This window comes from Psychrobium sp. MM17-31, assembly GCF_022347785.1.
GTDB lineage: Bacteria > Pseudomonadota > Gammaproteobacteria > Enterobacterales > Psychrobiaceae > Psychrobium.
The window spans coordinates 68,995-95,407 of sequence record NZ_JAKRGA010000002.1; the positions used below are offsets into that span (position 1 = coordinate 68,995).

Annotated in this window: 28 protein-coding genes; 11 read left to right on the top strand and 17 right to left on the bottom strand. The window is 41.9% G+C overall.

Annotation, left to right across the window (positions count from 1 at the left end; genetic code table 11):
- The first annotated feature begins 40 nt into the window (after positions 1-40).
- On the top strand, positions 41-445 hold the full coding sequence (locus tag MHM98_RS04725) for an acyl-CoA thioesterase (RefSeq protein WP_239438127.1): 405 nt from the start codon (positions 41-43) through the stop codon (positions 443-445).
- A gap of 354 nt (positions 446-799) precedes the next feature.
- Here the strand turns inward: MHM98_RS04725 and MHM98_RS04730 are convergent, their stop codons facing one another.
- A complete protein-coding gene (locus MHM98_RS04730; protein WP_239438892.1) occupies positions 800-1,450 on the bottom strand; it encodes an MBL fold metallo-hydrolase in 651 nt (216 codons plus the stop codon).
- Between the two features lie 118 nt (positions 1,451-1,568).
- Between MHM98_RS04730 and MHM98_RS04735 the strand changes: the two genes are divergently transcribed.
- Together MHM98_RS04735 and MHM98_RS04740 are read left to right on the top strand one after the other, a co-directional pair.
- A complete protein-coding gene (locus MHM98_RS04735; protein ID WP_239438128.1) occupies positions 1,569-3,317 on the top strand; it encodes a POTRA domain-containing protein in 1,749 nt (582 codons plus the stop codon).
- A gap of 63 nt (positions 3,318-3,380) precedes the next feature.
- Positions 3,381-4,163, top strand: a complete 783-nt coding sequence (locus MHM98_RS04740; protein ID WP_239438129.1) for a 4'-phosphopantetheinyl transferase superfamily protein — start codon at positions 3,381-3,383, stop codon at positions 4,161-4,163.
- A 14-nt stretch (positions 4,164-4,177) separates the two neighbouring features.
- Here the strand turns inward: MHM98_RS04740 and MHM98_RS04745 are convergent, their stop codons facing one another.
- On the bottom strand, positions 4,178-4,651 hold the full coding sequence (locus MHM98_RS04745) for an NYN domain-containing protein (RefSeq protein ID WP_239438130.1): 474 nt from the start codon (positions 4,649-4,651) through the stop codon (positions 4,178-4,180).
- Positions 4,652-4,846: 195 nt separating this feature from the next.
- On the opposite strand from MHM98_RS04745, the gene dbpA reads away from it, so the two are divergent.
- The 7 genes from dbpA to MHM98_RS04780 all read left to right on the top strand — a co-directional run bounded on the left by dbpA (position 4,847) and on the right by MHM98_RS04780 (position 9,710).
- Positions 4,847-6,232 carry an ATP-dependent RNA helicase DbpA gene (dbpA, locus tag MHM98_RS04750; protein WP_239438131.1) on the top strand — a complete coding sequence of 462 codons (1,386 nt, stop codon included), beginning with the start codon at positions 4,847-4,849 and terminating at the stop codon, positions 6,230-6,232.
- Between the two features lie 181 nt (positions 6,233-6,413).
- On the top strand, positions 6,414-6,797 hold the full coding sequence (locus MHM98_RS04755) for a hypothetical protein (protein WP_239438132.1): 384 nt from the start codon (positions 6,414-6,416) through the stop codon (positions 6,795-6,797).
- 94 nt (positions 6,798-6,891) lie between these two features.
- A complete protein-coding gene (locus tag MHM98_RS04760; protein WP_239438133.1) occupies positions 6,892-7,269 on the top strand; it encodes a hypothetical protein in 378 nt (125 codons plus the stop codon).
- Between the two features lie 54 nt (positions 7,270-7,323).
- Positions 7,324-8,049 carry a hypothetical protein gene (locus MHM98_RS04765; RefSeq protein ID WP_239438134.1) on the top strand — a complete coding sequence of 242 codons (726 nt, stop codon included), beginning with the start codon at positions 7,324-7,326 and terminating at the stop codon, positions 8,047-8,049.
- Positions 8,050-8,165: 116 nt separating this feature from the next.
- Entirely contained in the window at positions 8,166-8,417 is a 252-nt protein-coding gene (locus MHM98_RS04770; RefSeq protein WP_239438135.1) for a type II toxin-antitoxin system Phd/YefM family antitoxin, read from the top strand.
- Positions 8,407-8,694: a type II toxin-antitoxin system RelE/ParE family toxin gene (locus MHM98_RS04775; protein WP_239438136.1), complete on the top strand. Its 288-nt coding sequence runs from the start codon at positions 8,407-8,409 to the stop codon at positions 8,692-8,694. Before MHM98_RS04770 ends, MHM98_RS04775 begins: the two co-directional genes overlap by 11 nt.
- A 509-nt stretch (positions 8,695-9,203) precedes the next feature.
- The gene (locus MHM98_RS04780; protein ID WP_239438137.1) at positions 9,204-9,710 is read left to right on the top strand and encodes an N-acetyltransferase; all 507 of its coding nucleotides are present in this window, start codon (positions 9,204-9,206) and stop codon (positions 9,708-9,710) included.
- Between the two features lie 13 nt (positions 9,711-9,723).
- Here MHM98_RS04780 and MHM98_RS04785 read toward each other — a convergent pair whose 3' ends face one another.
- Positions 9,724-10,251 (bottom strand): hypothetical protein, encoded by a 528-nt coding sequence (locus tag MHM98_RS04785; protein WP_239438138.1) that lies wholly within the window; start codon positions 10,249-10,251, stop codon positions 9,724-9,726.
- Between the two features lie 84 nt (positions 10,252-10,335).
- On the opposite strand from MHM98_RS04785, the gene MHM98_RS04790 reads away from it, so the two are divergent.
- On the top strand, positions 10,336-11,106 hold the full coding sequence (locus MHM98_RS04790) for a transporter substrate-binding domain-containing protein (RefSeq protein WP_239438139.1): 771 nt from the start codon (positions 10,336-10,338) through the stop codon (positions 11,104-11,106).
- Positions 11,107-11,182: 76 nt separating this feature from the next.
- Here MHM98_RS04790 and MHM98_RS04795 read toward each other — a convergent pair whose 3' ends face one another.
- The 14 genes from MHM98_RS04795 to MHM98_RS04860 form a co-directional block, all read right to left on the bottom strand.
- Positions 11,183-14,233 carry an efflux RND transporter permease subunit gene (locus tag MHM98_RS04795; protein WP_239438140.1) on the bottom strand — a complete coding sequence of 1,017 codons (3,051 nt, stop codon included), beginning with the start codon at positions 14,231-14,233 and terminating at the stop codon, positions 11,183-11,185.
- Positions 14,234-14,276: 43 nt separating this feature from the next.
- Complete coding sequence (locus tag MHM98_RS04800; RefSeq protein WP_239438141.1) at positions 14,277-15,356, bottom strand: efflux RND transporter periplasmic adaptor subunit; 1,080 nt, start codon at positions 15,354-15,356, stop codon at positions 14,277-14,279.
- Entirely contained in the window at positions 15,353-15,823 is a 471-nt protein-coding gene (locus MHM98_RS04805; protein ID WP_239438142.1) for a TetR family transcriptional regulator, read from the bottom strand. The genes MHM98_RS04800 and MHM98_RS04805 overlap by 4 nt, the downstream gene beginning before the upstream one ends.
- Before the next feature lie 219 nt (positions 15,824-16,042).
- Positions 16,043-16,951, bottom strand: a complete 909-nt coding sequence (locus tag MHM98_RS04810; RefSeq protein ID WP_239438143.1) for a helix-turn-helix transcriptional regulator — start codon at positions 16,949-16,951, stop codon at positions 16,043-16,045.
- A gap of 7 nt (positions 16,952-16,958) precedes the next feature.
- Positions 16,959-17,399: a DoxX family protein gene (locus tag MHM98_RS04815; protein WP_239438144.1), complete on the bottom strand. Its 441-nt coding sequence runs from the start codon at positions 17,397-17,399 to the stop codon at positions 16,959-16,961.
- 16 nt (positions 17,400-17,415) lie between these two features.
- Positions 17,416-18,327, bottom strand: a complete 912-nt coding sequence (locus tag MHM98_RS04820; RefSeq protein WP_239438145.1) for an oxidoreductase — start codon at positions 18,325-18,327, stop codon at positions 17,416-17,418.
- Between the two features lie 267 nt (positions 18,328-18,594).
- The gene (locus tag MHM98_RS04825; protein ID WP_239438146.1) at positions 18,595-18,882 is read right to left on the bottom strand and encodes a DUF1330 domain-containing protein; all 288 of its coding nucleotides are present in this window, start codon (positions 18,880-18,882) and stop codon (positions 18,595-18,597) included.
- Positions 18,883-18,951: 69 nt separating this feature from the next.
- Positions 18,952-19,878: an allantoinase PuuE gene (gene puuE / locus MHM98_RS04830; protein ID WP_239438147.1), complete on the bottom strand. Its 927-nt coding sequence runs from the start codon at positions 19,876-19,878 to the stop codon at positions 18,952-18,954.
- Positions 19,879-20,094: 216 nt separating this feature from the next.
- Positions 20,095-20,793, bottom strand: coding sequence for an ankyrin repeat domain-containing protein (locus MHM98_RS04835; RefSeq protein WP_239438148.1), 699 nt, complete (start codon positions 20,791-20,793; stop codon positions 20,095-20,097).
- Positions 20,794-20,834: 41 nt separating this feature from the next.
- The gene (locus MHM98_RS04840) at positions 20,835-21,206 is read right to left on the bottom strand and encodes a hypothetical protein (RefSeq protein WP_239438149.1); all 372 of its coding nucleotides are present in this window, start codon (positions 21,204-21,206) and stop codon (positions 20,835-20,837) included.
- 24 nt (positions 21,207-21,230) lie between these two features.
- Positions 21,231-22,064 (bottom strand): mechanosensitive ion channel family protein, encoded by an 834-nt coding sequence (locus MHM98_RS04845; RefSeq protein ID WP_239438150.1) that lies wholly within the window; start codon positions 22,062-22,064, stop codon positions 21,231-21,233.
- Between the two features lie 125 nt (positions 22,065-22,189).
- Entirely contained in the window at positions 22,190-24,886 is a 2,697-nt protein-coding gene (gene pepN, locus MHM98_RS04850) for an aminopeptidase N (RefSeq protein ID WP_239438151.1), read from the bottom strand.
- A gap of 152 nt (positions 24,887-25,038) precedes the next feature.
- Positions 25,039-25,362 (bottom strand): VF530 family protein, encoded by a 324-nt coding sequence (locus tag MHM98_RS04855; protein WP_239438152.1) that lies wholly within the window; start codon positions 25,360-25,362, stop codon positions 25,039-25,041.
- 84 nt (positions 25,363-25,446) lie between these two features.
- Positions 25,447-26,346, bottom strand: a complete 900-nt coding sequence (locus MHM98_RS04860; RefSeq protein ID WP_239438153.1) for a LysR family transcriptional regulator — start codon at positions 26,344-26,346, stop codon at positions 25,447-25,449.
- Positions 26,347-26,413 lie beyond the last annotated feature (67 nt).

A 26,413-nucleotide genomic window follows, 5' to 3' on the forward strand; every position in this document is an offset into this window, starting at 1 on the left:
CTGCTATAATCCGGCGTCCTTTTTTCAACACGTAACTTCAATGATTTCAGATCCGCAAATTTTAGAGCGCCTCGATAAGAGTCAATCGCGCATCACCAAAGCCGTATTCCCATTTACCACTAACCACCACGACACGCTATTTGGCGGTCAAGCACTAGCTTGGATGGACGAAGCCGCCTTTATCGCCGCCACCCGTTTTTGTCGCAAACGTTTAGTTACCGTATCGTCGGATAAGATTGACTTCAAACACCCGATCCCCGGCGGCAGCTTGGTAGAGTTAATTGGTCAAGTGATCCACGTAGGTAACACCAGTATTAAAGTGGAAGTGAATATTTACGTTGAAGACATGTACCACGACCACCGCGAGAAAGCCATTACAGGTACTTTTAGCTTCGTTGCTGTTGACGAAAGTGGGAAACCAACACCAGTTTTACCAGTGGAATAACATCAAAAAAGAGCTTTAGGAAACTAGGGCCTGTTGATCATTCGAGGATGAATTTTGTGCAACTGACAAGGCTTTTTCACAAGGCATAAGGAGCGACGCCTAGTTTACCTCGGCTTTGTCTCCTGAGTCGCTCTACTTCCTGCATCCATGCAGTCATAGGCGAGCGACGAATAACGCGGTGAAAATATCTTGTCATTGCATCCGAAGGACAGCGTTTGTTCGTGATTTCTACGGCGTTATCCTCTGCTAGCTTAGCCCGCTAAGCGTCGCAGGCTCTTCCTTGTATAAAACCCGAACAACTCGCTGCAAAAACCTTCACCAAAGATCAACAGGCCCTAATGCTCTTTTTTATTTTTAAGCTCGCCCCGTTACACGATCACCAACTAAAGGATTCGATGCACGCTCTTTGCCAAAAGTGGAATTAGGTCCATGACCACAAATAAACTCCACCTCGTTACCTAACGGCCATAATTTATTGCAAATAGAATCGATAAGTTGCTGATGATTGCCTTGTGGAAAATCAGTGCGACCAATTGAACCAGCAAAAATTACATCACCAACCCAAGCGCGATTGCTTGCTTGATGATAAAACACCACATGACCAGGAGTATGGCCCGGACAATGCACAACGTTAAGTGATTGCTTACCAACCTCAACCACGTCACCATCATTAAGCCATGTTGTCGGCGTGAAATTATTCGGGGTAGCAAAACCAAACATTTGCGCTTGCTGCGCGAGATTATCAATCCAGAATGCATCGCCTTGATGAGGGCCAATCACAGGCACGTTATAAGCGCTAGCAACATCAGCAGTAGCACCAACATGATCAAGGTGCCCATGTGTTAACAACACCTGCTTAACATGAAGTTGTTGCTGATTAATAAACGCCACTAATTTCTCGATATCACCGCCGGGATCGACAACCGCCGCTTCCTTAGTTTCGTCACACCACAAAATACTACAATTTTGCGCGAATGCGGTCACGGGAATAACTTGATGCCTCAACATAAATTTTGCTCACTATAATTTTTTTCGCCTATTATCCTGCGCTCCGAGCCATTAATCCAGCGTCAATCTATAAAACTTTAAGCTGATAACGTTCCCAAATTCAAAGAATTATCATATGCTTAAATTAGCCGACAAGGAGTCCTACACATTGCGCAGCGGTATACTTATCATTTCTTTATTATTTGCAGCTTCCGCATTTGCCGCCACAGCAAAGGATGAACCGCGCGCCAAAACTCTTTCAACCGTAAAGCAGCAATGCCAATGGCACTTAAAAGTTCCAGTGCCAGACAGTGAATTTCAGACACCACCCATCGAGATCCCAAAATTTCTCGACGGCAAAAAGATAGGCGACATTCAATACACCCGCTACAACGTATTCAGTGATGATGATTCTGTCTCTCTAAACTGGCTCTATCAATGGCTTAATGGCATTCATACCGTCACCAAAGAAAAAGTAATTGAGCAGGAATTGTCATTTAAACGCGGCGAATCTTTCAGTGAAGTCAAAGTACGAGAATCTGAGCGCTTATTGCGCAATCAAAAATTCCTCTACGATGCCCGTATCGAGCCAGTTTCATTATGTAATGACACCGTCGACTTGCGCATTGCCACCCGAGATACTTGGTCAATTACGCCTGCCTTTAACGTCTCTCACAATGGCGATGAAACTAAAACGCGCGCATCTATTACAGAATCAAACTTTCTTGGCACAGGAAAACTGATATCGATTGCCCGTTCAAAAGACGATCAACGCAGTGAATTCGCGTTTATTTATCGCGATCCCAATGTTGGTGGTACACACATTCAAAATGAGTTAGAGATTAGCGATAACAGCGATGGTCACCGTCATTTTATCGCCATTAACAAGCCTTTTTACTCCTTCGCCAGTGTCGATAGCTATGGCGTAAGCTATCTCAACGAAAAACGCGAAGATCCGCTTTATTTGAACAAAGATAAACTCACTGACATTGGTCACGAACTCAAGCACTATTCGGCCTATTGGGGGCACTCAAATGGTTATCACAAAGACAAAACAACGCGCTGGCGTTACGGCGTTAGTTTTGTCGAAGACACTTTTTGGAAAACCGAAAACACCACGCAATTAAAGCCGCTTAACTCGCGTAAAAGTATCTACCCGTGGATTGAATTTAATCTGTTGCAAGATCACTACACCACCCTAACCAACTTTCATTCAATCAAGCGCACCGAAGACATCAACCTTGGCCGCAACTTCTCCGCTAGCCTTGGTTATAGCCCATCATCGTGGAGCGATGACGAGTCGCGTTACATCTTTCATGTGCGTTCTGAAAATGCCTTTAAATTTGATAAAGAGCTAATTGCAGTATCAGGCAGTGTAAGCGGTCACTACCTCAAAGACAGCAGTACAACGAAAAACCTCAGTGCCAACTTTAACGGCGAGTATTATCACTTTTCCACCTCAGATCGCGTATTCTTTGCTGGCGTTAACTACAATTTACTGAAAAATCCATATATTGAAAATCAACTATTTCTCGGTGGCGATACCGGTATGCGTGGGTATCCAGTGCGCTTTCAAACTGGCGATAGAAACGCCGTGTTGAAACTAGAACAGCGCTACTACACCGATCAGTACTGGTGGAAACTGATCCGCGTCGCCGGAGCCGTATTTACCGACATTGGCCGTAGTTGGGGCAAACAAAGTCCATTAGCCAATGCGACTTCGCAAAAAACACCATGGCTGGCAAATATTGGTGCAGGCCTACGGTTAACACCAAGTCGCGCCGATGCTAATCACGTTATTCACATTGATTTGGCCGTCCCCCTCACCGAGCGAGAACACGCCGATAGCGTGCGTTTTATGGTCAGTGTTAAAAACTCGTTTTAACGTTGATTTAGGATAGGTTTAGAAGGTAGAGAATTTGTCTGATAAACTAGTGCCAATATTCGCATGACTCAGGCCAGCGCTTTGCCACAACGCACTATAGAACAACATCACATCGACATTTACCTCGTCGAGCCACAAAGCTTATCCAGTGATGTGCTTTTCCAGTATAAGCAAATAATCAGCCGTGAAGAAAGTGACAAGGCGCAAAAAAAGTATAGCGATGATGGCAAGCGCGACGCGCTAATTACCCGTGGTCTTGTGCGCAGTGTATTATCACAATACGCAGATATTGAAGCGACCGACTGGCAGTTTGACAAAGGCTGGAACGGTAAGCCTTTCATTCAAGAGGTTAATAGCCAACCAACTGAGCTTGAATTTAACCTCTCCCATGCCCACCAGCTGATTGCCTTAGCAGTCACTAAAAATACACCTGTCGGCATTGATGTCGAATACACCAAACGCAAAAGCGACACCAAAAAACTCGCGCCACGTTATTTTAGTGCCGCCGAAACAGCAGCGTTACAGTCACTGCCAGATGATGAGCAACAACGTGGATTTTACGATTATTGGACACTCAAAGAGTCATACATCAAAGCCTGTGGCGATGGCTTAGCCGCCCCACTGCATCAATTTAGTTTTGACGTAAGTGATAAAGAGAATATAGTTTTAAGCTTCGATGAAGCCCGAGATGACAATAGCGACCATTGGCAGAGCAAGCTTTACACAGTGAGTGACGATCACAAAATGGCATTGACGGTTAACACCTCACCGCAAATGCCGCTTAGCGTGCGACTATTCAAACTCAATGAAAACGGTAAAGCAATCGAGTGTCAGCTACCTTTTTAAGGGTGATTGCTGAGTTACAGTAAATGGCGTTTTTCAATCGGCGTGTATTCATCAGCAGCTTCAATCAGCGCACCAGCTGTGAGATCTAACACGCCAAACACCTGACTAGAAACTTGGTGAGTATCGCGCAGCTCATCAAGCAAAATGGCAAAATCACCATCGCCCGATAACAAAATCACTTCATCGACATCAGGCGCGTGTTTAAGCACATCAATGGTAATTCCAACGTCCCAATCGCCCTTTGCACTGCCATCACGGCGCTGAATAAAGGGTTTTAATTTAACGTTAAACCCAATATGACGCAGCGCACTTTGAAACTTCTGTTGTGATACATCGTCTTTATCAATTGCATAGGCATAAGCGGCGACAATCTCATATTCTTGTGCAATACCAAACCAAAACTGACGATAATTAAACGGCCTACCGTAAGTATCTCTAGTGGTGTAATAAATATTTTGGACATCAACGAAGATAGCGACTTTTTTCAAATTATTTCCTTTACGTGCGCTTTAGTGCGCGACACGAATAATTCCAATAGGCACATCATACAGTGCTCAACAACAATTTAGAGCCAATAATTAAATATTTTACCTCGTTTGCTGCACACAACTGAGCGCCAAACTAATAACCATCAATTAAATCCTATATACTAGCGCCCAATTCAATCATTCAAGGCCATCACTGTGCAATCAACTAGCTTTTCTCAATTGCCTCTCAACGCATCGCTGCTAGAGAACTTAAAAACCTTGTCATATAACGAGATGACGCCAATTCAAGCACAAAGTCTGCCGCCGATTTTGGAAGGCAAAGACGTGATTGCTCAAGGTAAAACAGGTTCTGGTAAAACTGCCGCCTTTGGTCTTGGATTGCTTAACAACCTTGATGTAAAAAAGTTTCGCGTACAATCGCTAATCTTATGTCCTACTCGCGAACTCGCCGACCAAGTTGCTAAAGAAATCCGTAAACTGGCGCGCGCGATTCACAACATCAAAGTACTAACGCTATGTGGCGGCACACCGATGGGGCCGCAAATTGGTTCACTTGAGCACGGCGCACACATCCTCGTTGGCACACCGGGACGTATCGAAGATCACCTGCGCAAAGGTCGTATCGACTTAAAGCATCTCAACACGCTAGTACTAGATGAAGCAGATCGTATGCTAGAAATGGGCTTTGTTGATGCCCTTGATTTAATTTTCTCGCTTTGCCCACCAAAGCGTCAAAACTTATTGTTTTCAGCGACTTTCCCTGACGGCGTAAAACCAATCGCTAAAAAGCTAATGAACGACCCAGTATCGATTGAAGTGGCCTCAACCCACGATGACAACTCAATCAATCAAGCGTTTTTCCTTGTCGACGACAACCGTCATCGTGCACACGCCGTACGTTTATTACTGCAAGACACGCAAAGTGAATCTACGGTTATCTTCTGTGCTACCAAGCGCGATGTACAAGATGTCGCTAGTAATCTAAAAGATTACGGCTTTAGCGTCCTCGCTCTACACGGCGATCTAGAGCAGCGCGATCGCGACCAAACCCTAATTCGCTTTGCCAATAAAAGCGCCTCAATCTTGGTTGCCACCGACGTTGCTGCACGCGGTTTAGACATCGACAGTCTCGATACGGTAATCAACTATCACGTGTCGCCAGATCCAGAAGTACACGTTCACCGCATCGGTCGCAGTGGCCGTGCAGGCGCTAAAGGCCGCGCGTATTCGCTGTTTAGCGAGAAGGAATACAACAAAATAGCCCGTATCGAAGAATTCACTAACATCACCGTCGAGCCAAGCGATTTGCCAAACAACAGCGTATTAGATAAGCCACTGCTAAAACCGGCCATGGCAACGCTGCAAATCGATGGTGGTAAAAAGCAAAAAGTCCGCGCAGGCGATATCCTAGGCGCACTAACAGGCAAAGGCGGCATCGCGGGTAAAGACGTAGGAAAAATCAACCTAGCCGACAACTGGGCCTACGTCGCCGTAGCCGCCAGCAAAGCCCAAATCGCATTGCGCAAGATTAGTGAAGGTAAACTTAAGGGACGCAGTTTCAGAGTCCGTAAGATTAAATAACGATACGTTTGATATATCCAAACAATTTAGAAAAACGAGCACATTGATGCTCGTTTTTTTATTTGTCAAATTCATAAGCCTTTGACATTGAATTATTTAATAGTTAGCTTTGAAGTCGCTTGTTTGTATTGAAAGCTTACTCGTATTAAATACACCATCGTATTGTATAAGGAAATTGCATGTGAAACTTTTCTATCTATTTTTCGTCTTTATCTCATTTAATACTGAAGCACTTACTTGCGTTGTGACTGATGAAATGCAGAGTGAAGATAATCGTAAATATGGAGATAAACTATCCATAGAAACAAGACTCAAAGAATCAAATTACATTGTTGAGATTAAGCTTCCGCAGAAAATAGACAATGGCAAGATTAAAAACATCGCATTATTCGCTGACAGTGTAAAAGAGCCGACATTTTTTGCTCCATTAGAAACTTTTGAAGAAGATGGAAATATTCTGACATGGTATAGCATTGACTCTGGCTTCATCAGAAAGCATTTTATAGTGGTTTCATTCGGCGATGATTGCGGTTCAAGTATAATCAAAGAAGTTATTTACGCATAAAATGGCACTGCCGTTGAATTGACCCTAGAGGCTTTAGGCAAAGCGCGATCCATTTTTCATTATTGCTCAATAACCATATCTATGTTGATAAACCATGGACCAACTAACATCGAACGACATTCATTTTTTAGTAGCACTACTTGCAAGTGAAGAATCTGCAGTCCACGAATTAAAAACGGAGTTTGCCGCTCGGGGAGTTGAACAAGAAAACGTTCAATCTATTTTAAGGGGCTTAATCCTTGATGGAACCATCGGTGTTACAAAACTACAAGGGGAAATTTTTCACGACTATAAGAAAGACGAATCTCTCAATTTAATCGAAGATTGGAATTCCTTTATTCAAACAAAGCTACAAATATTTCTTACCGACGAAGGTTATCAACGTTGGGACGTCGATGACTGGGGTATAACAACTGAAAGAGCCAGATATCTGATGCTTTCAAATCAAGGACAAGTGATCCGCGTATTATAAAATGTAACAGCGAAAAACTATTTCTTCGCTAAGAACCGAATCAGAGTGCGATCAATGAAAAATGTTCTAGTTATATCAATTTTACTCGCTATATGCGTGCCTCTATCCTTCAAGGGATACGCACTCTATTCACTTCATAAGAATATAAAAAACAGTGGGATAGTGATTTCAACGCTAAAACTTAGAGAGTTTGAATTACCTGTTTACGAAACCGAATTACCTTCAAAGCCAATGACGGTTTTCGCGCTTAATTTCAGTATTTCAACAGAGTTTAGTATTCACGACAACCAAGACTTTATTACACCGAATAGAGTACTGCTCACAAACGCTAATCAGGTAAAAAATAAATCTCTGCTTATTACTCGTAATACTACACAGCGCAGTTACTCTGAATATCTCAAAAAAAATGTATCAGCAGATAAACTATTAAATCTGTTTGGGCAGGGTAATTTAAATTCTGACTACGCTCTGCGTAAACATCTCTATTCGATAAACCTTAACGAGCTATCACTCATGTCCGATCTTGAAACATATAAATTGGCAAATATAGCCATACTCACTCGAACAATGGACACATCCCGTTCTAAACACCTATTTTCATATCACCTTCCCAATATTAATCTCAATATTTTTCAATTTGGATCACCTCACGACGATCAAGAAGTATACGTAGAACTTCATAATCAAAATCATTTATACACTTTGAAATTTAGAGGCTTCAAACAATCCGATATTGATTTATTACTAACATCATTAAAACTCAACTATTCTAAGCACTAGTCTTTTCAAGGGTTGCTATATTTTACTACGCAAACAGGATTAGAAAATAAACAGTAGTAAGCCAGCATAAAAAGACCTAAAATAAGAACTTAATTTAGCGCTAATTTGGTGGCATTATGAGACAGGTTTTAGCTGACTGTTCAGCAAGTATTTCAGAATTAAAGAAAAACCCAACTGCACTTTTAAATGAGGCAGATGGTTCTGCTATTGCTATTTTGAATCACAATAAGCCCGCAGCGTATTTAGTACCAGCTGAAACTTATGAATTCCTAATGGAAATGATTGATGATTACGAGCTTTCTAAGCTTGTTGAAAACCGCAGAGATGATTTATCAGACGCTGTGGAAGTTAACATCGATGACCTATAAGTTAAAATTTGTTCCCGCTGCCCAAAAAGAGTGGAGTAAGTTAGCAACTCCCATAAAGCACCAATTTAAGAAGAAATTAAAAGAACGTCTCGAGAATCCTCACGTGCCCGCATCTAAATTACGTGGCTATGATTCGGTATATAAAATAAAACTACGCACCGCAGGTTATCGTTTAGCTTATGAAGTTATTGATGATGAAATTGTTGTCTATGTGCTTGCGATCGGCAAAAGAGATAAAGACGCAATTTACAAAAAGCTAGCAGCACGATTTGATTAGCTATTTTTCGGGAGACGACTAAGTCAACTTGCAAAAATTGCTATCACTGCTTAATTTTCACTCAAAAATCATTAAAGGCTCGTAATAAAATGGACAACTTAGAACTTAGTTTTTTTCTCCGATTAAAAGGTCTAATTTGTTCTTTTTTATTTTCTGTACCAATCGCTTATGCTTTATATTTTTTGCTGACAAACATTCAAGAAATTAGGAGCGACGCCATTCCCTTTGCACTGGCGTGTATAATTATTTTACTTTTTTCTTTGTACTCGATTTTCAAACCACTTAGTTTTGTTATAGCCACCAAAAATCTATTTAGAATACTAGTAATTCTTAAACGATTACGTTGTTAGCTGATAAACCACTACATCCAAGTTTTGGTCGATAATTGGATAATCGACGGTAGACATATCCGAATAGAATTAAAGACTTCATTATTTTAGAAAACGTCGGGCATAATATGGTTTGCGGTTATCTCAAATTTAAACAATAAAATTCACAGGTATCTCTAGTTGAACATCACCATAAGAAAAGAACATCCAAACGACATTCAAGCGATTCATGACGTAACTGTTTCTGCGTTCCTAAACGCGCCACACACAGGCCATACTGAGCAGTTTATTGTAAAAGCGCTACGTGAAGCTCGTGTTCTTTCAATCTCGCTTGTGGCAGAAGTCGAGAGCCAAATTGTTGGCCACATTGCCCTCTCCCCAGTGACGATTTCTGACGGTTCAATGGATTGGTATGGACTAGGCCCGATATCCGTTATCCCTGAATATCAAGGAAAAGGCGTCGGTTCAGTATTAATGAAAGAAGCTATTGCAGCATTAAAAGCCCTTAATGCCAATGGTTGTGTATTGCTGGGCGATCACAACTATTACAAGCGCTTTGGCTTTGCCCCTAAAGATGGATTAATTTTACCAGAGGTGCCAGCAGAGTATTTCCAAGCATTGGTACTGCAAGGCGAATTACCGAAAGGAAATGTTGCTTATCACGATGCGTTTTTAGCAACAGCGTAGAATCAGTCAATCTCTAATTTACATTGACTTGAAAATCCCTAAACGAAAACTCGTTTAGGGAAGTACACCACCCCACCAAAAGATAATGACAAGTAACTTTCGATTGATAAGCGTCGACTGAGCGTTGCAGAGAGTCAAATACTTCTTCTATTTCAGTTGGTGTTTTGACTTGAAACACCATGATCTTATATTCAGAGTCAGCCTGTAATAGCTTATTGAAATCATAGCGAAAGTGATAATCCGAGACTTCAATTTCCATAGTAAGGACAACACGCTTTAAGTTATTTTCGTCATCAAATTCACGCCATACAAAATCATAAAGCCATTCACCAGCATTAGTTAAGTGAGACGGTCTTGCTTTAAATCCTCGCGCATCGCCTTCAATGGCAAATCGCGTTTTGATATCCTTATTCTTTTGCGGGCTTGCCCAAATCTCGTGTCGCCATTTCGATTCATCCCCTTTAGCTTGCGCTTTTTGTTTCTTGGTGTCTATTGCCTGCTGGCGGATTTCTAAAAACCATTGTTTAAACGTTTCAATCATCGATTATTATTGGCTCTTGTTTAAGTTATTCGAATAATAATACTATCTAAGAAAATATAAACTATTGAAAAAGTGTAATACTTCATGGATATCACTCAATTAAAGCTTGGATTATTATCCCTACTATTCTCCGTATCTCTTTCAGCGGAAACGATCGTTGTAGGTATTAGCAAAGAACCAAACCCACCGTTTAGCTATCGTAACTTAAACGGCCCTTGGCAAGGGGTTGAAATTGAATTGATTGACGCAATCTGTAAGCAAGCTAAGCTCCAATGTCGTCTAAAACCTGTTCCATCTGACGATTTACTAAAATCTTTATCTAACAAGAAAATTGACGTGATTATGTCTTCTTACGAAATCACCCCAAGACTTTTTGAAAGAATAGATTTTACAGATCGTTACTATCATACGCCATTGCTAGTACTGAGTAAGAAAAAGGAAGATTCGGCGCCAAGTAAGCCGATAGAAGACATCATATTAGGCTTAAGGGTCACCTCGATACCACAAATTTACGCCCAGAAATACTTAGCTAATATTCAAACAAAAATGTATCACTCATCATCACGTACGATTATTAATAATGCTAAGCGTGACCTAATATCAGGGAAAATAGATGCCCTGATTGAAGACGCAATCACAGTCGATCGTTTTCTCGATACACACGACGGAAATTGTTGTGAAATCACTCAGCAATTACCCATTGATGCAGAAATTCAAGGATACGGTGTTGGCGCTGGACTTTTAAAAGGTCAAGACAAGTTAAAACAGCGGCTCAATGACGCAATAAAAGCAACTATTAACAACGGCGATTATCAAAAAATTACCGAAAAATATTTTCACTTTAAAATGATGTAATCAGCCAACTGCTGATAATAAAAAAAGCGCTTACCTAGGTAAGCGCTTTTCGTTCTAGCCTAACTAAACTCGATTGTTAAGCAGTTTCTTTATCGCTAATGCGCATAAACACCGAATAGAGCACAGGGATGAGCAGCAGAGTTAACAGGGTGGCGAATGTTAGACCAAACACCAATACTACAGCCATCGACTGGAAGAAGGCGTCGAAAAACAGTGGGATAACGCCAAGTACTGTGGTTAGTGTACCCATCATTACCGGACGAACACGGCTAGTTGCTGAATCGATAACGGCATCGAAACGCGCCTTGCCATCGGCAATTTCAATATCCATTTGATCCACCAACACGATAGCGTTTTTGATCAACAATCCAGAAAGTGATAACACACCCAAGATGCCCATAAATTCAAGTGGAATACCAGTAACTACAAGGCCAAATACTACGCCGATAAACGACAGTGGCACTACTAGCCAGATCACAATCGGCTGACGTAATTTGCCAAACAGTATTACCACTACCAACACCATCGCCAATAAGCCTAGTGGAATAGTCGACATTAAATCGTTTGACGATTCTGACGAGTTCCCCGCTTCACCGTCCCACGTTAAGGTGTAACCGTCTGGTAATTCAATCGCTTCGATTTGCGATTGAATACGTGCTTGTAGCACCGATGCAGGCACGCCAGCGATAGGATCACACTGCGCGGTGATGGTAAAGACGCGATCTTCACGGCGAATGATGCCATCGCGCCAAATGGTTCTAAAGCCATTTGTCACTTGCGCGATAGGCACCGAGCGACCAGTTGCTGAACTTAACACCTGGATGTTGTAAATATCGTCAATGGTCGCGTTTTGCGAGTCAGGTACACGAGAGATAATCGGAATTAAATCTTCGTTTTCACGATAAACACCCACGGTTTTACCCGAGTAATAATCTGCCAACGCATTGGCTAAGTCTTGACGAGAAATACCAGCACGACGGCCTTTAGACTCTGAATAAATCGGCTCGATAACGGCAACAGGCTGACGCCAATCGTCTTTTACCGACAAGCTTTCGCTGTCGCTGGCCATAATGTCTTTCGCTTGATTAGCCAATTGACGCAGAATTTTTGGATCGTTTCCTTTAAACACCGCTTCAATTTTTGAGCCGCCACCAGGACCTAATACAAAACGCCATGCTTTTGCTTGCGCCGTTGGGAAGTTCTTGGCGATATAATCTTGCACCTGCGGCAGCATGCCGTTGATTTCGTTGTAATCATCAACACGCACCAACAATTGACCGTAAGCGCCATTGGCAGGCTCTGAGCCATAGGTCAGCATAAAGCGTAAACCGCCACTACCGATGAGTGTTTGCACGGCATTAACACCATCCATTTTACTGACATACTGCTCAATCACCTTCATGTCTTCGGCTGTCTTTTCGATTTTAGTGCCTTCAGGCAACCAGTAATCAATCACCATTTGCGGCGTAGTCGATTGCGGGAAGAAGCCTTGCGTCATGTACTTTGCGCCCCACACTGACGCGCCAAATAAAGCAATTGAGATAAAGATAACAGGCCATCTAAAGTGCAAGATGGTGCGCATAAAGCCTTTGTATTTTACCGCCAAGGTACTTGGCTTATTGGCAGCTTCATCATCGCTATTCTGTGGCAATAACCAGTAACAGGCTAATGGCGTAAGGGTGATAGCGAATATCCAGCTAAACATCAGTGAAATCATTACCACCCAGAACAAGTCGCCAGTGTATTCCGCCGTTTCACCCGGTGCGAAACCGATAGGTGCAAAGGCAATAATGCCAACAAGCGTGCCGCCTAGTAGCGGCCATTTAGTTTGACTAACAATATCTTTGGCAATTTGCAGTTTCTTAGCGCCATTCTTAAGGCCAACTAAAATTCCTTCAGTAACAACAATGGCGTTATCAACCATCATCCCCAAGGCAATAATAAGCGCGCCCAGCGAGATACGGTGCATTGGAATATTAATCATATTCATAGTGGCAAGTGTCGCGCCAATGGTCAGTAGCAAGATAAAGCCAATAACCACGGCACTGCGAATCCCCATGAATAAGAAAATAGTGACAATGACGATAGCTAGCGCTGCAATAACGTTCCACACGAAATTATCAACGGACGCCTCTACAATACTGCCTTGATGGTAATATTCGTGAACTTCCATGCCAATCGGACGGCGGCTAATTGACTCAGCGAGCTTGGCATTTACCGCCTCGCCCATGACCACAACATTACCGCCAGCAACATTACTGACACCTAATGCGATAGCCTCTTGCTGGTTGTAGCGAATATACTGGCTAGTAGGCGTTTTGTAACCGCGATACACCTTGGCGATATCTTTAAGATAAGTAATCTTGCCGTCGGCACTGGTTGAAACTAGTAAGTTTTTAATCGATTCAATCGAGTCGATGCCGCCAGACGGGTCGATAATCAACCGTTGATCGCCAATGGCCACATTGCCCGCTGCAACTACTTCGTTTTGCGCCCCTAGAATCTCATATAGTTTAGAGATAGAGACACCTAATACGGCAGCAGTATCACGAGAAATCTCGACAAAAATGGCTTCTTGTTGTTCACCTGCTAACGCTACTTTGGCAACACCTTTAATTTGCAATAGCTCTTTTTGCAGCGACTTAGCGTATGTACGCAGCTCCGCCGGTGAATAATCAGGACCAGTAATGAAGTAATACAGACCGTACACATCACCAAAGTCGTCATTAACAATTGGCGTAGATGCTTGTGATGGCAACGAGCGCTGAGCGTCTTTTATTTTGTTACGGATCTTGGTCCAAATTACCTGCAGGTCTTCTTTGTTTTTCGAAAACTCGTATTTCACATCAACATTGATTTCAGAAACACCCGCCGACGATTTAGAGCGCACTTCCTTCACTTCTTGCAATTGTTGCAAGGCTGTTTCAAGTGGTTCTGTGACTTCGCGTGCCACCTGCTCAGGACTGCCACCGGGATATTGGGTGAAAATAACCGCGGTGCGAATAGTAAATTCGGGATCTTCAAAACGCGCCATATTCTGATAGGCCTGCCAACCACCAGCTAACGACAGCAAGATAATAATGACACTTAAGATCTGATTTTTAATGGAAAACTCTGCAATATTCATAGCACGCTCTCACAATTGGATAAGTAAAATGAAGGTGAAGTCATTAGTCTTTCACCCACGCGCGTACTTTAGTGCCCTGCACTAATGAGTCGATGCCAGCAGCGACTATGGTTTCGCCTTTGGCTAAGCCGCTAACTACTTCTAAATTCGCGCCAACGCCCGGTTTTAGCACCACATCGCGTTTGCTCACCGCCATGGTTTTCTCATCGACAACCCACACAAAGGTTGCGTCGCCATTTGAACCGATTGCCGTTAATGGCACAGCGATATTACTCGATTTTTTAGCTTGAGTCGGCGGCTCTAACCATAACGTCGCACTCATTCCCGGCAGGATATTAAGATCGTTAATGGCGTCGAAGCCAAATACCACTTCATAGGTTTGCGAGTTCAAATCAGCTTCTAGATTTAATTCTTTAAACGAAGCATCAATCTTTAAGTTTGGCGCAGCGTCTAACACAATATAGGCACGTGGCGCTTCAGACTCTTCTTTTGGGGCGCGCAGAATTATGTTCGATGGGATGTTAATTTTTGCTTCCAGCTTAGCAAGCGATAACAAGGTCACTACCGTTTGTCCCGCTTGAATGGTTTCTTGTGGCTCGATCAGTACATTGGCCACGTTGCCAGTAAATGGCGCTCTTAATGTGGTGTCATCGAGTGCCTTTTGTGCACTGACCATTTGCGACTGTGTCACTTCGTAATCAGTTTTCTTACGGGCTAGTTCACTCTTAGAAATAACCTTGGTGTCCATTAACTGTTTCGCGCGCTCGTATTCTGCTTTCGAGTTTTCAAACTGTGCTTTAGCAACATTGAGCTTTGATTGATAATCGCGTTTATCAAGCTGTGCTAGTACATCACCTTGCTTGACTTCATCAGAATCGCGCACCGCTAAAGTGTCTACCTTACCGCTCACTTGAAACGCCAATTGCGACGACTGGCTCACTTCAATAACTGCTGGGAAATTCAAAAAATGACTTGTTTGTACCTGACCGATTTTAATGAGTTTGGCAGGACGAATAACTTCTTTAGCGTCTTTTACTGTTGCCTTGGTGTCGTCTTGGCAACCGCCAATCAATGGCAAGGTGATAATAAGAGACATCACCATGGCGAGTTTGGTTAATTTCATAGTTCCTCCGTAGGAGCTGATATGGACTGATATTTGGGTAAGTTAACAAGAGCATAACCCATTGCTGTGTATATTGTTTTTTCTATTTCTTCTCGAGTACCTGATTTGAAAGATGCAATGAGACGTTCAATTCCTGTATCGGTATCAACGAACCATTTTGCATTATCGATGGCTTGCCTAAACTGGTGATTGGATTTAATCGCACTAACCCAAGAATCGTAAAAAACATCGGGATTATCGAAACACAATGCATCGCGAATAATTATTGAAATCTGCGGTCGTAATTCAGCGAGTAAATCGTCTTTCTTTTTAAAATGAGCATTAATGCTAGAACGCCCGATAGCGGCTTTGTTAGCAAGATTGGTAAAGGTTAGAGCTGACACACCTTGAGATAATAAAATCTCCAGCGCACAGTCGATAATTCGCTGACGTGTTAGCTGCGCTTGTTGTTGGCTAACTTTAGGCATTTAAGATCCAAGAAGAAAAAATAAAGGATAGCATCCGTTATTCGTAAAAAGCCAGTAGTTTATTCTTACTTTAGCGCTAAAATTTGAACAAAATCAATAAAGGAGTTGGTTATCAGTAAACTACGAACGAAATTCAGTAAACATAGTTCAGTAATTGAGAATAGACCTTCAACACGAATCACTGCTTCTATTAATTTGTGTCGAAGGTAGAAGTGGGAGTTAATGAATAGAGCGAAATTGTTGTGGTGTCATATTAGTTTTTTTCTTAAATATCCTGCTGAAATACTGAGGATATTCAAAACCTAAACCATAGGCGATAGTAGCTACACTGTCGTCGCTGTTGAGCAAGCGATATTTGGCCTTTTCGATTAGTTGATGGTGAATCAATTCTTGCGCACTTTTGCCCGTTTGTTTACGCAACAAGTCGCTCATATAATTGGGAGACATATTCATCGCCATGGCTAATTGATTAACCGTTGGCAAGCCTGACTCTTGCTCTACTGCGCTGTCTAAATGCGCGTTAACTAACTTGGAAAAGCGCTCTACACTGTCTTGATAAAAGGGCTTACGTGTCAAAAACTGTCGATTAAAATAACGATCCGTATATTTAAGTAACAATTCGACACTAGATAAGATGATATCGAGACTAAATTCATCTAGATTCTGATTAATTTCTCGCTTGATTTCCCCCACCATCTGATTGAGCGTGTTTTGCTCTTTATCTGACGCATGTAGTGCCTCACAAACATCATAGGAGAAATAACCATATTTCTTGATCTTCTCTTGCAACGGATGATTGAGAAAAAGATCGGGATGCCACATTACCGACCAGCCTATGAGTTCTCCCGGCTTGTACTCCTCATCAATTTGAATTGTTTGTCCAGGCGCATAAGCCGTGATGACGCCACTACTAAAATCGTACCTATTGCGACCGTATTGGACCTTTGAACTCGCGTTAACTTTAAGTACCAAGCTATAAAAATTACTGCAAATTCTAGTATTTAGAAACTCAGGAAGGATCTGTGTATCTGCTAAGTCAACGACGTGGATAAGCGGGTGTTGCACCGCTTTTCCGGTGTACATTTTAACCGCTTCTTCAACGCTATTTATTTCTATCAAGTTAGGCATAAGTCGACTATTTTACTGTTTTTTGAATTATATTTTCGCTTTTGCGCTCAGGTGATATTGCCCACCATACAAAGGCTATAAATACAAATTGTAACGCTATTCTAAAGTGTAAAACCAGCGCTGGAATGTCACTAAAATGCTGGGCATTCACTGACATATGAATATGGACCGGCAATACCGCCAGCATAAATGCTATTAAACAATAACCAGCCGCGAGACGAGTTCTAGCAAGTAGAATACCTACAGCTCCCAGTAATTCAAAAACGCCGGTAATCGCAACTAACTCTGCATGATAGGGCAAATAATCTGGCATCATTGCTGTGAAAAATTGTGGATTTGCAAAATGGCTAATGCCGCCAAAGGCAAAATACAGCGCAATAAATAGTAAAGGTAATCTTGGCATGTTAGCTCCGTCTGTGCGGCGCAATGCATTGTCATCTTGCACCACAAAGAATTAATAGAAATTAAGTTTGAGGTAAAAAATTTAGTCCGAGAATGCGTTCTGTTGTGTGCCATAGTTTTTGTCTGTGATTAGCGTCTTCAGCCGATGTCGGCAGTGTATTAAATCCTGGGTAACCGCGATAGTTCGACATTTTCATTGGCCCGATATATTCGCCTCCCTTGAGCGATGGATCTGTTGCCGCTTTCAAAGTAGGTAAAGCTCCCATCTCAATTTTTTGTGCCATCAAAGTATTCATTACGGTGCCTAAGAGCCCCATGTGTTGTTGCAAGTTTGTTGCGGTATAACCAGGGTGTGCGGCGATTGACACAACTTTGCTACCAGATTCCTTAAGGCGTTTATCTAACTCAACTGCGAACATAGCGTTGGCTAACTTACTTTGCGCGTACGCCGCCATCTTGTCGTATCTTTTCTCGAAATTTAGATCTTGATAATAAATATCTGCTGCTTTCATCTTGGCCACTAAGCTGCTCAAAGTAACAATTCGCGGTTGTTCGGCTTTTTCGAGTAGCGGCAATAGTCCAGCAGTAAAGGAAAAATGGCCTAGGTGGTTAGTAGCCCACTGAATTTCATGCCCTTGAACCGATTTAGTGTGCTGATTCAACATCATTACACCAGCATTGTTAATCAATACATCAATCTTCTTATCTGTTTCGATGAGTTGTTTTACGCAACTATTTACTGAATCTAAATCTGATAAATCAAGCGCGATTACACTAGTGTTAGCCGATGGAACCAAGGCCAAAATTTCTTGTTGTGCCAGTTTACCTTTATCGAGGTTTCGCACCGCTAAAATAACTTCAGCACCTTTAGAAACAAGCATCTTAGCTGTTTCTAATCCAATTCCGCTATTGGCCCCAGTGATTAATACGCGTTTGCCTGCCTGACTCGGGATATTTTCTGTAGTCCAGTTCATGAATAACTCCTCACTGTTTTCTCAATTCGTATTAGTTAACGAAAATCAGTATAGGAGCAAGCCAGCTAAAGTCAGTTATACAAATCATGGAAGTTTGTATACGGATTACAGCTCTAGAGGCAATCAAGAATTAATGATAGCTACTGTTACGAGTGGTTATAATCTCAGCAAAAAAATTGGGGAGGGAGTTCTCCCGAATTTTCGTTAGTTGAAAATTCGGGAAGTTATACCTCAATAAGTTATTTCTAACTCATTGATTAATTGCAATTAAAACGAATCAATTAATACAAAATCAAACTCGCCAGCACCATCACGCAGGTGTTTAACTTGCTGATATTCTTCGCTGTTATACCATCGTTTTGCTTGCTCTGAGCTAGGAAACTTAAAAATAACAGTACGCTCTTTGTTATGGCTCCCTTCCAATACAGCATTTAAGCTACCGCCGAGTAAATAGCTGCCATTGTATTGCTCTAAAGAACTTTCTGCCGCAGCCACATAATCTTGAAAAGCAACTGGATCTGTTAATTTCGAATGAACAATCAGTAGTGACGACATAAATATCAATCTCCAACAAATAAAAACGGAAACTCTATGGTTTGCTCTTGGTTTACACAATGGACGCGATTAGATATTTACATTTTTTACACCAGCAACATTCTTCAACCAATGCTTAGCGATGTCTTCACGCGTCGCAAACCACACATCGTCAAACTGTGTCACATATTCGAGGAATCGTCTCATGGCCATAATACGGCCGGGTTTGCCTAAAATTCGACAATGCATACCGATCGACATCATTTTTGGCGCTTTGTGACCTTCTAAATATAAGGCGTCAAAGCTGTCTTTAAGGTAATTAAAGAACTGATCGGAATAAGAAAAACCATGTGGTAAAAAGCGCATGTCGTTATTGTCGAGCGTATAAGGAATAACTAAGTGCTGTTTGCTGGTAATTTCTGGGGCGAAATACGGTAGGTCGTCATTATAGGCATCGCTGTCATACAAAAAGCCGCCTTCTTCGACCACTAGTTTGCGGGTGTTTTCACTGTCGCGCCCCGTATACCAACCAAGAGGACGTTTGCCAATCATCTGCTCTAACACTTCGATACTTTTATACAGATGATCGCGCTCGACAGACTCTTCAATATTTTGGTAACTGATCCAGCGATAGCCATGTGAACAAATATCATAATTGTGCTGCGCGAGATATTCAGCAAGTTTCGGGTTTCTCGCAACAGCCATAGCAACGGCGAAAATAGTAACAGGCACATCAAAGTCTTTAAACAGCTCTAAAATACGCCATACGCCAACGCGCGAGCCGTATTCATACAAAGATTCCATCGATTTATGACGTTGGCCGACAAAGGCTTGTGGATTAACCATGTCAGAGAGGAATACTTCAGAAGCTTCATCACCATGGAGAATCGAATTCTCACCGCCCTCTTCGTAATTTAAAACAAATTGCAGTGCAACCTTGGCGTTATTCGGCCATTTAGGATTAACTGGGTCGTTGGCGTAACCGATTAAATCGCGAGGGTAATTGTGATCAAACATCGTCTTAGTATTCCTTGTATTTATTGCCTTGCTGTAGCCTTGTATTTATTGCTTTGTTGTAGATAGTGCAATGCAAATTTATAAAACGGAGTATTTAAACTAACTGCAATAGAATACTAAGTCATTAGTGTTGTTGATATTTTTAAGATAAATTGCGAGCTAGTTATCAATTTATAGAATTCTCAATTTACCCTCACAGCAGATTAAATTCTAAATTTAATTAACGGTAAGACCTCTCGACTTAGCGACCTTTCTAGTCTTTTCATCGATAATAGCTCCCTGTTTCACTAAATAGTCAAACGTTTTTTGATCTTTACAAGCGAATGTATAAAAGATGGGAGAAACACCGTCTTTAGATAGCACGTTTATATTTGCTCCTAATGCAATAAGCGCTTTGATGTTGTCGAGTCGATTAGAATTTACGGCTAAATGAAGGGGTGTCATACCTGTTTCAGGAATGGCAAAATTAATATCGAAACCTGCTGAGTTGAGATATTTAATGACTTCAGGATTAGCTTCTATAGCAGCAATATGTAACAGACTCAGTCCCCAAGTGTATTTATGAGTAACTAATGGCGCGCCATTTTTTACAAGTCGCTTAACATCTTTTAGACTGTTCGCCATTACAGCAGCCTCTACAATATATCGAGAGTCTTCTTCAGTCGATTGCGCAACAAGCTCTGCTAGCTTAGCTTGTGCTAGCTGGTAATTTTCTCCGAAAACATCACACAAACTATTGCCATTACTAATCTTGGCAGAAATAACATTTGCTCTTAAAGCAAACAGCTCTTCTTCGCGCTTGCTCCCAAATTGCATCGTTATATTTTTGAACTCTAACTGCTTCCTCTTTTTATCTTCTGCGCTAAAGCAATAGAAACTACAAAATATTAATAAAAACAATATAGTAATACGCATATCTTTCCTTATTTAAGCGTAACTCATGAAAGTCGACTCTATTAAGTCAACGTTATGACCACCTTAACTTTGCCCTTATTCAATTCGCCAATAAAGCTATTAAAGGATACAAGTTGGCAAAACTCACCAAAGTCGTTATTGCGTTTAGATTTGGCCAGCCATTGGTTGTAAAAACTATCGATTGAAGCTTCAGTCTGTGGTTTGAGTTTTTTATCGATCAGCCAAATAGCGCCAGCGCCTTCAACACCTGCAAGCTCAGTTTTAGTCAGAGTCGAGCCAAACATTTCCATTAACATTACAAGCTCAGTTTCCGAGGCCAGTGTGATGACCTCTTCTGATTCAACGCGATAATCGATGTCATTTAACTGCGTTGCCGATAGCTTTTTAAGCGGCACAAATGAAAATTTGATCAAGCTAATAATCCTCTCGCGATGTCGTTACGACGCATCTTGTTGTTGAATAGTCACTATCCGCTGCGGGAATGGAATTTCAATGTTATTTTCGTTCATGGCTTGATAAACCAAGCGATTAACCGCCAATTTCGTTTCAATAATCTTCGTCGTTGGTACCCAGTAACGATAGCTAATAGTGACTCCGCTAGCAGCAAAGGCTTCGATACCTACTTTACATTGCGGAGCATCAGCAACGTTGTCATGCTGAGCTAACACCGATTCAATCAGCGAAATAGCGGTATCAGAGCAGGCGTTGTATGCAATATCAATTTCGCCTTTCACTAGTGAAAACTCATTCGAGTTATGGAGAATTTCGCCAATGACATGCTTATTGGGAATGGTAATTTCGACGTTTTCTTCGTTAACTAACACCGTATGACCTAAATCGATGGTTTTAACCTGACCACTAACCCCCTTCACTTCGATAGTATCGCCAACCACATAGGGTCGTGTCGCAATAATAGCTAAACCAGCGCCATAGTTGGCCAGCATTCCCTGTACCGCAAGGCCCGCACCTAGCGATGCCGCACCAATAGCAGCGACAAATGGCGTCACGCTAATGCCGATTTTTCCAAGACATATCACAACTACACCGATGATTATCAGTACCTTTACCACACTACTTACAAAGTTGGTTAGCGTGATATCGACATTGTGGCGTGTCATTACTTTTGCAACTAATGCTGCTGCCTTCTTAGCAATCCATAAGCCGATGATAAGTATGAAAATCGCACCAACAATTTGCATGCTGTAGGTCAGGAGGTATTCCATCAACATGTTGTAGTATTTTTCAAATTGGGCGATTTCTTGGTCAATCATAACGCGCTCTTTTTAAAGGAATTAACATTGATAGCTATCTTAATCTGTCTATTTTAAGTTAGCCATAAAAAAAGCGCTGTTTAGATAACTAAACAGCGCTTTATAGACGATGAATATTTCAGTTTCTACTTAAGTAACTCTAAAACCTTAACACAACGACCGATTTCCTGATGGCTGCGCTTCACGCCTTTAAGTACTTGTGGCTTCATGCCTTGATACTTTTCAACTAATTCACCAAGCTCTTGATGACTTTCAGCAGTACAAGACGTTGGTAACATCGCGCCAGCAAAAGCACCTAATAGCATGAGGTTGCCTTCGTCATTAAGTTTCTCAATGTGCGCTAGAATACGCTCTTTATATGGCGCTTCGAGAGCTTTTTGATTGCCTGGGAAAATTCCCCACATTGCATAACGCAGTGTCGCTAGCTTAAGGTTATCAGGGTTATTGATAATAATATCAAACCACTTTTCTTTAACCTTAGGATCTGGACGTAAAACTTCGGCTAAGATAGCGTTTTTCGCCCCCAAATCAGATTTATCACGCTTAACTTCTGCCGCTAAACGCGCCTTGTAATCACCTACTTGACGGTGGTTCAAGGTGCGAACGATACGCCAGCGCTTATCTTGGTCGATCTTCAAGCCAGCAAACGTTAGTTTACCGTCGAGAATATCTTCTAATTTAGCAAGCTGTGCTGGCGTGCGAGTCGTCGACAAGAAACGGCCAAACCACAATTGCTGCAAGTCACTGCCCGCTTGCGCGTTTTGTAGTTGCTTAAAGTAAAAATCATTCACTTGGTTCCGCTTGGCATTAAAATCAGCAACGCCTAACTGGGTAGCAGTACCTAAATAGCCAAGTGCACCACTAAGCTTGCCAGAGATTGAACGAATAACGTTAAGATCTTTCTCGCCTTCAAGATTGGCCAGTGCAAAATCGACAAAAGTCGCTGGTGATAACTGTGCATCGTTCACACTATCAGACAAGCTTTGCCACAACATTAAGCGCAGTGATGGGCTTTCAAAATCGTTGATATGCTTGTTTAGCGTAGCGAGTGAACGCTTATCGAGATTGACTTGCACATAGCCCCAGTCATCGAGATTTGGATATACTAAATCAGGACACTGTTTACCTTTCATCGAGGCAACATCAGTCATCGCACCTTTATAGGTAACAGGCATTTCACCTGTTAACTTCATGGTGCCATTGTCATAGTTAAACAAGCCAACATTCACGCGCTGCTGACGCAGCGTTGGATATTGCTCTGGTGCCGTTTGTTTGATGGCAAATGAGTCGATAACACCGGCATTACACTGATAGCTCACCTCGATGGTGTTTAAACCCGCTTTATAAAGCCAATCTTGTGTCCATTGCGTAAGATCGGTATTAGACGCCTCAGCCAACGACGTAATAAAGTCATTTAGTGTGGTGTTTTTATACGAATATTTCTTCAGGTAATTACTTACCCCTTTGCGGAAGTTTTCTTCACCAAGGTATTTAGGCACTTGCTTTAATACAGAGGCACCTTTACCGTAAGTGATACCGTCGAATACTTCCATCGCTTCGCGCGTTGTTGCTACAGGTAGTTCTATCGCGTGAGTATTTACCGAACGATCGGTGCTATATGCCCATTGTTTAAAGCCCGTGTAGAAGTCGTCCCACACATTCTCAAAGTCAGAGCCTTTTTCTAACGCAAGCACCGCCATGTAGCTGGCAAAACTCTCATTGAGCCATAAGCCGTTCCACCAATCCATGGTCACGAGATCGCCAAACCACATGTGTGCCATTTCATGGGCGATAGTATCTGCTAGTGATAAACGCTGTGCTTCTGTTTTAGCACCACGAGAAATAAAACTCTCGTTAAAGGTTACCGCAGCCACGTTTTCCATTGCGCCGGAATTGTAATCTGGCACCATCACCTGATCGTATTTGCCAAACGGATATGGAATTTCAAAGTAGTTGTTAAAGAATTTAAAGCTTTGCTTAGTCGGCGTGAACCACTCTTCGGTATTAACGTATTCCGCCATGCTTTGACGAGCGAATAAACGCAGTGGAACATCGCCAGTCTTGCCGTGATAAACATCTTCCCATACCGCGTATTTACCTGCGTGGAGTGCAAATACATAGCTAGAGATTTTGGCCGAAATTGGGAAATCCCAGTGTTTAACGCCATCTTTCTCAGTGATCTTAGTTTCGCGAGTGGTTGAAATAATTTGCCAATGACTCGGCGCATCAACTTTAACTTTAAACGTCGCTTTTAGGTTTGGCTGATCAAAATGCGGGAACATTTGATTAGCTGCATACGGCTGAAAATCAGAATAAAGATAAACATCACCGTTAGCTGGGTCTTCAAAGCGATGTAAGCCAGAGCCATCGGTTTCGTATGGACGGTTATAAACAATTTCTATCGCGTTTTTCCCCGGATTAAACACCGAAGGATCGATAGTAATAAACCATTTCTCATAATCAAAAGCGACAGGCTTGCCGTTAACCTTCACCGCATCGACAGTGCCAGAATCAAAATCAACAGTGACTGGAGACTTGTTGCCTTTCGATAAGTTAAATTCAATTAACGTCTTACCGTTGTAAGATTTTTTCTTATTATCGAGATTAAAATACAACTCATACGCCACGTCGCTAATTTGCTGCTCACGCATCACCGAGTATTTCTCAGAGAGTGCTTCATTGAACTCGCGGATCACTGGTGCATTTTGCTCCATGGTGCGAACGGTTGAAATTGAATTGTCGGTTGTCATACAACCTGTTAACGATAGCGAACTAATGGCTAACGCACTGGCAATTGCCAATTTAGTGGGGGTAAATTTCATTGTTATGTGCTCTTTCCGTTGAGATTGGAACCAGCTATGCTGGATTTTTGTGACCTTGTTATATCACAATTTTGAAAAAAGCACTTTATAGAACAGATATTTAGGACATTGAATGTGTTTCAAGATGTAACACATTCAATGAAGGCTGGGGACTAATCTTTAATACTTGGCCAAACAAAGCCACCATCGCTAGTTGAACGGCTCTTGCGCTCTGCAGTTTTGTTTGCATGCGATGAATTACGCTTTCTCGTTGGCTTTTTATCACTAAAAGTCGAGATATATAGCTCTTCAACTTTAGTACGCGCCCATTGCGTTTTTCGCAAAAACTTCAAACTCGATTTCACACTAGGCTCGTGATAAAAACAGCGAATTTCAATCTGGCGACTCAGCGCCTTAAACCCATAATGGTCAACCAATGCGGTTACTATAGCTTCCAGAGTTAAGCCGTGAAGTGGATCGTTATTGCCTGCGTGCATTGGTTGCCTGTAATTTAGGAAAAATAAAGGAAGTATTTTAGCAAGGAATAGCTAACGAATATAGCCTTAAAATGATACTTAACATCACCAAACCTCATCTTTATCAGCCATTTTTTCCCCTAAGAATTCTAACCAAACTCTTAGCTTTTCCGGCATGTATTCCCGCTCGGGATAAACGGCGTAAATTCCGTGCTCTGGCAATGTGTAATCGTCTAATAAAGTGACTAACTCACCGCTTTTTAAATATGGCTCGACGATAAATAGTGGCATTTGGCAAACACCGACTCCATCAAGCAATAGTTGCTTAAGCACTTCACTGTTATTAACTTGCATATTGCCTTGCGGCTTAATGCGTTCAATACCGTTGGGGCCAGTGAAACTCCATTCTATTCCCGCTCGAAAATAGGAATAAAACAAACAGTTGTACTTTTTAAGTTGCGACAGTTCTGTTGGCATCCCTGCTTGTTCAATATAATCAGGAGAAGCGCACAAAACACTGCGACAGCGCGATAGTTTCTTAGCGATTAAGGTCGAATCAGGCAATGCTCCGATACGAATCGCCACATCTATTTGATCGGCAAGTAAATCAACGACTCTATCGTCTAAGGTAATAACAAGCTCAATATCAGGGTAACGGCGGGAAAATTCAGCTAACAGAGGTGCTACATGCTTTTGGCCAAAAACCATCGGTAAGCTTACTTTTAGTAGCCCTTTTGGCGAACCTTGCAGGCTATTAACTACATCTTGACCATCTTGAATTAGAGCTTGTGCTTGAGCGATATAACCGTAATACAACTCCCCAGCTTCGGTGAGGCTTAACTTTCGAGTGGTGCGCTGAATCAACTTAACGCCTAGCTCTTCTTCAAGCGTCTTAATTCTTTTACTGACAGCGGATTTTGTCATACCAAGTTGTTGGCTAGCAGCCGAGAAACTGCCCGCTTGAATAACGGCATGTAAAATTGGAATATTTGTAAATACAGACATTTCTGTCAACCCTGAGGAAACAAAGTTATTCCAATTTACACAATTATCAACTATCAGGAAACAAAAT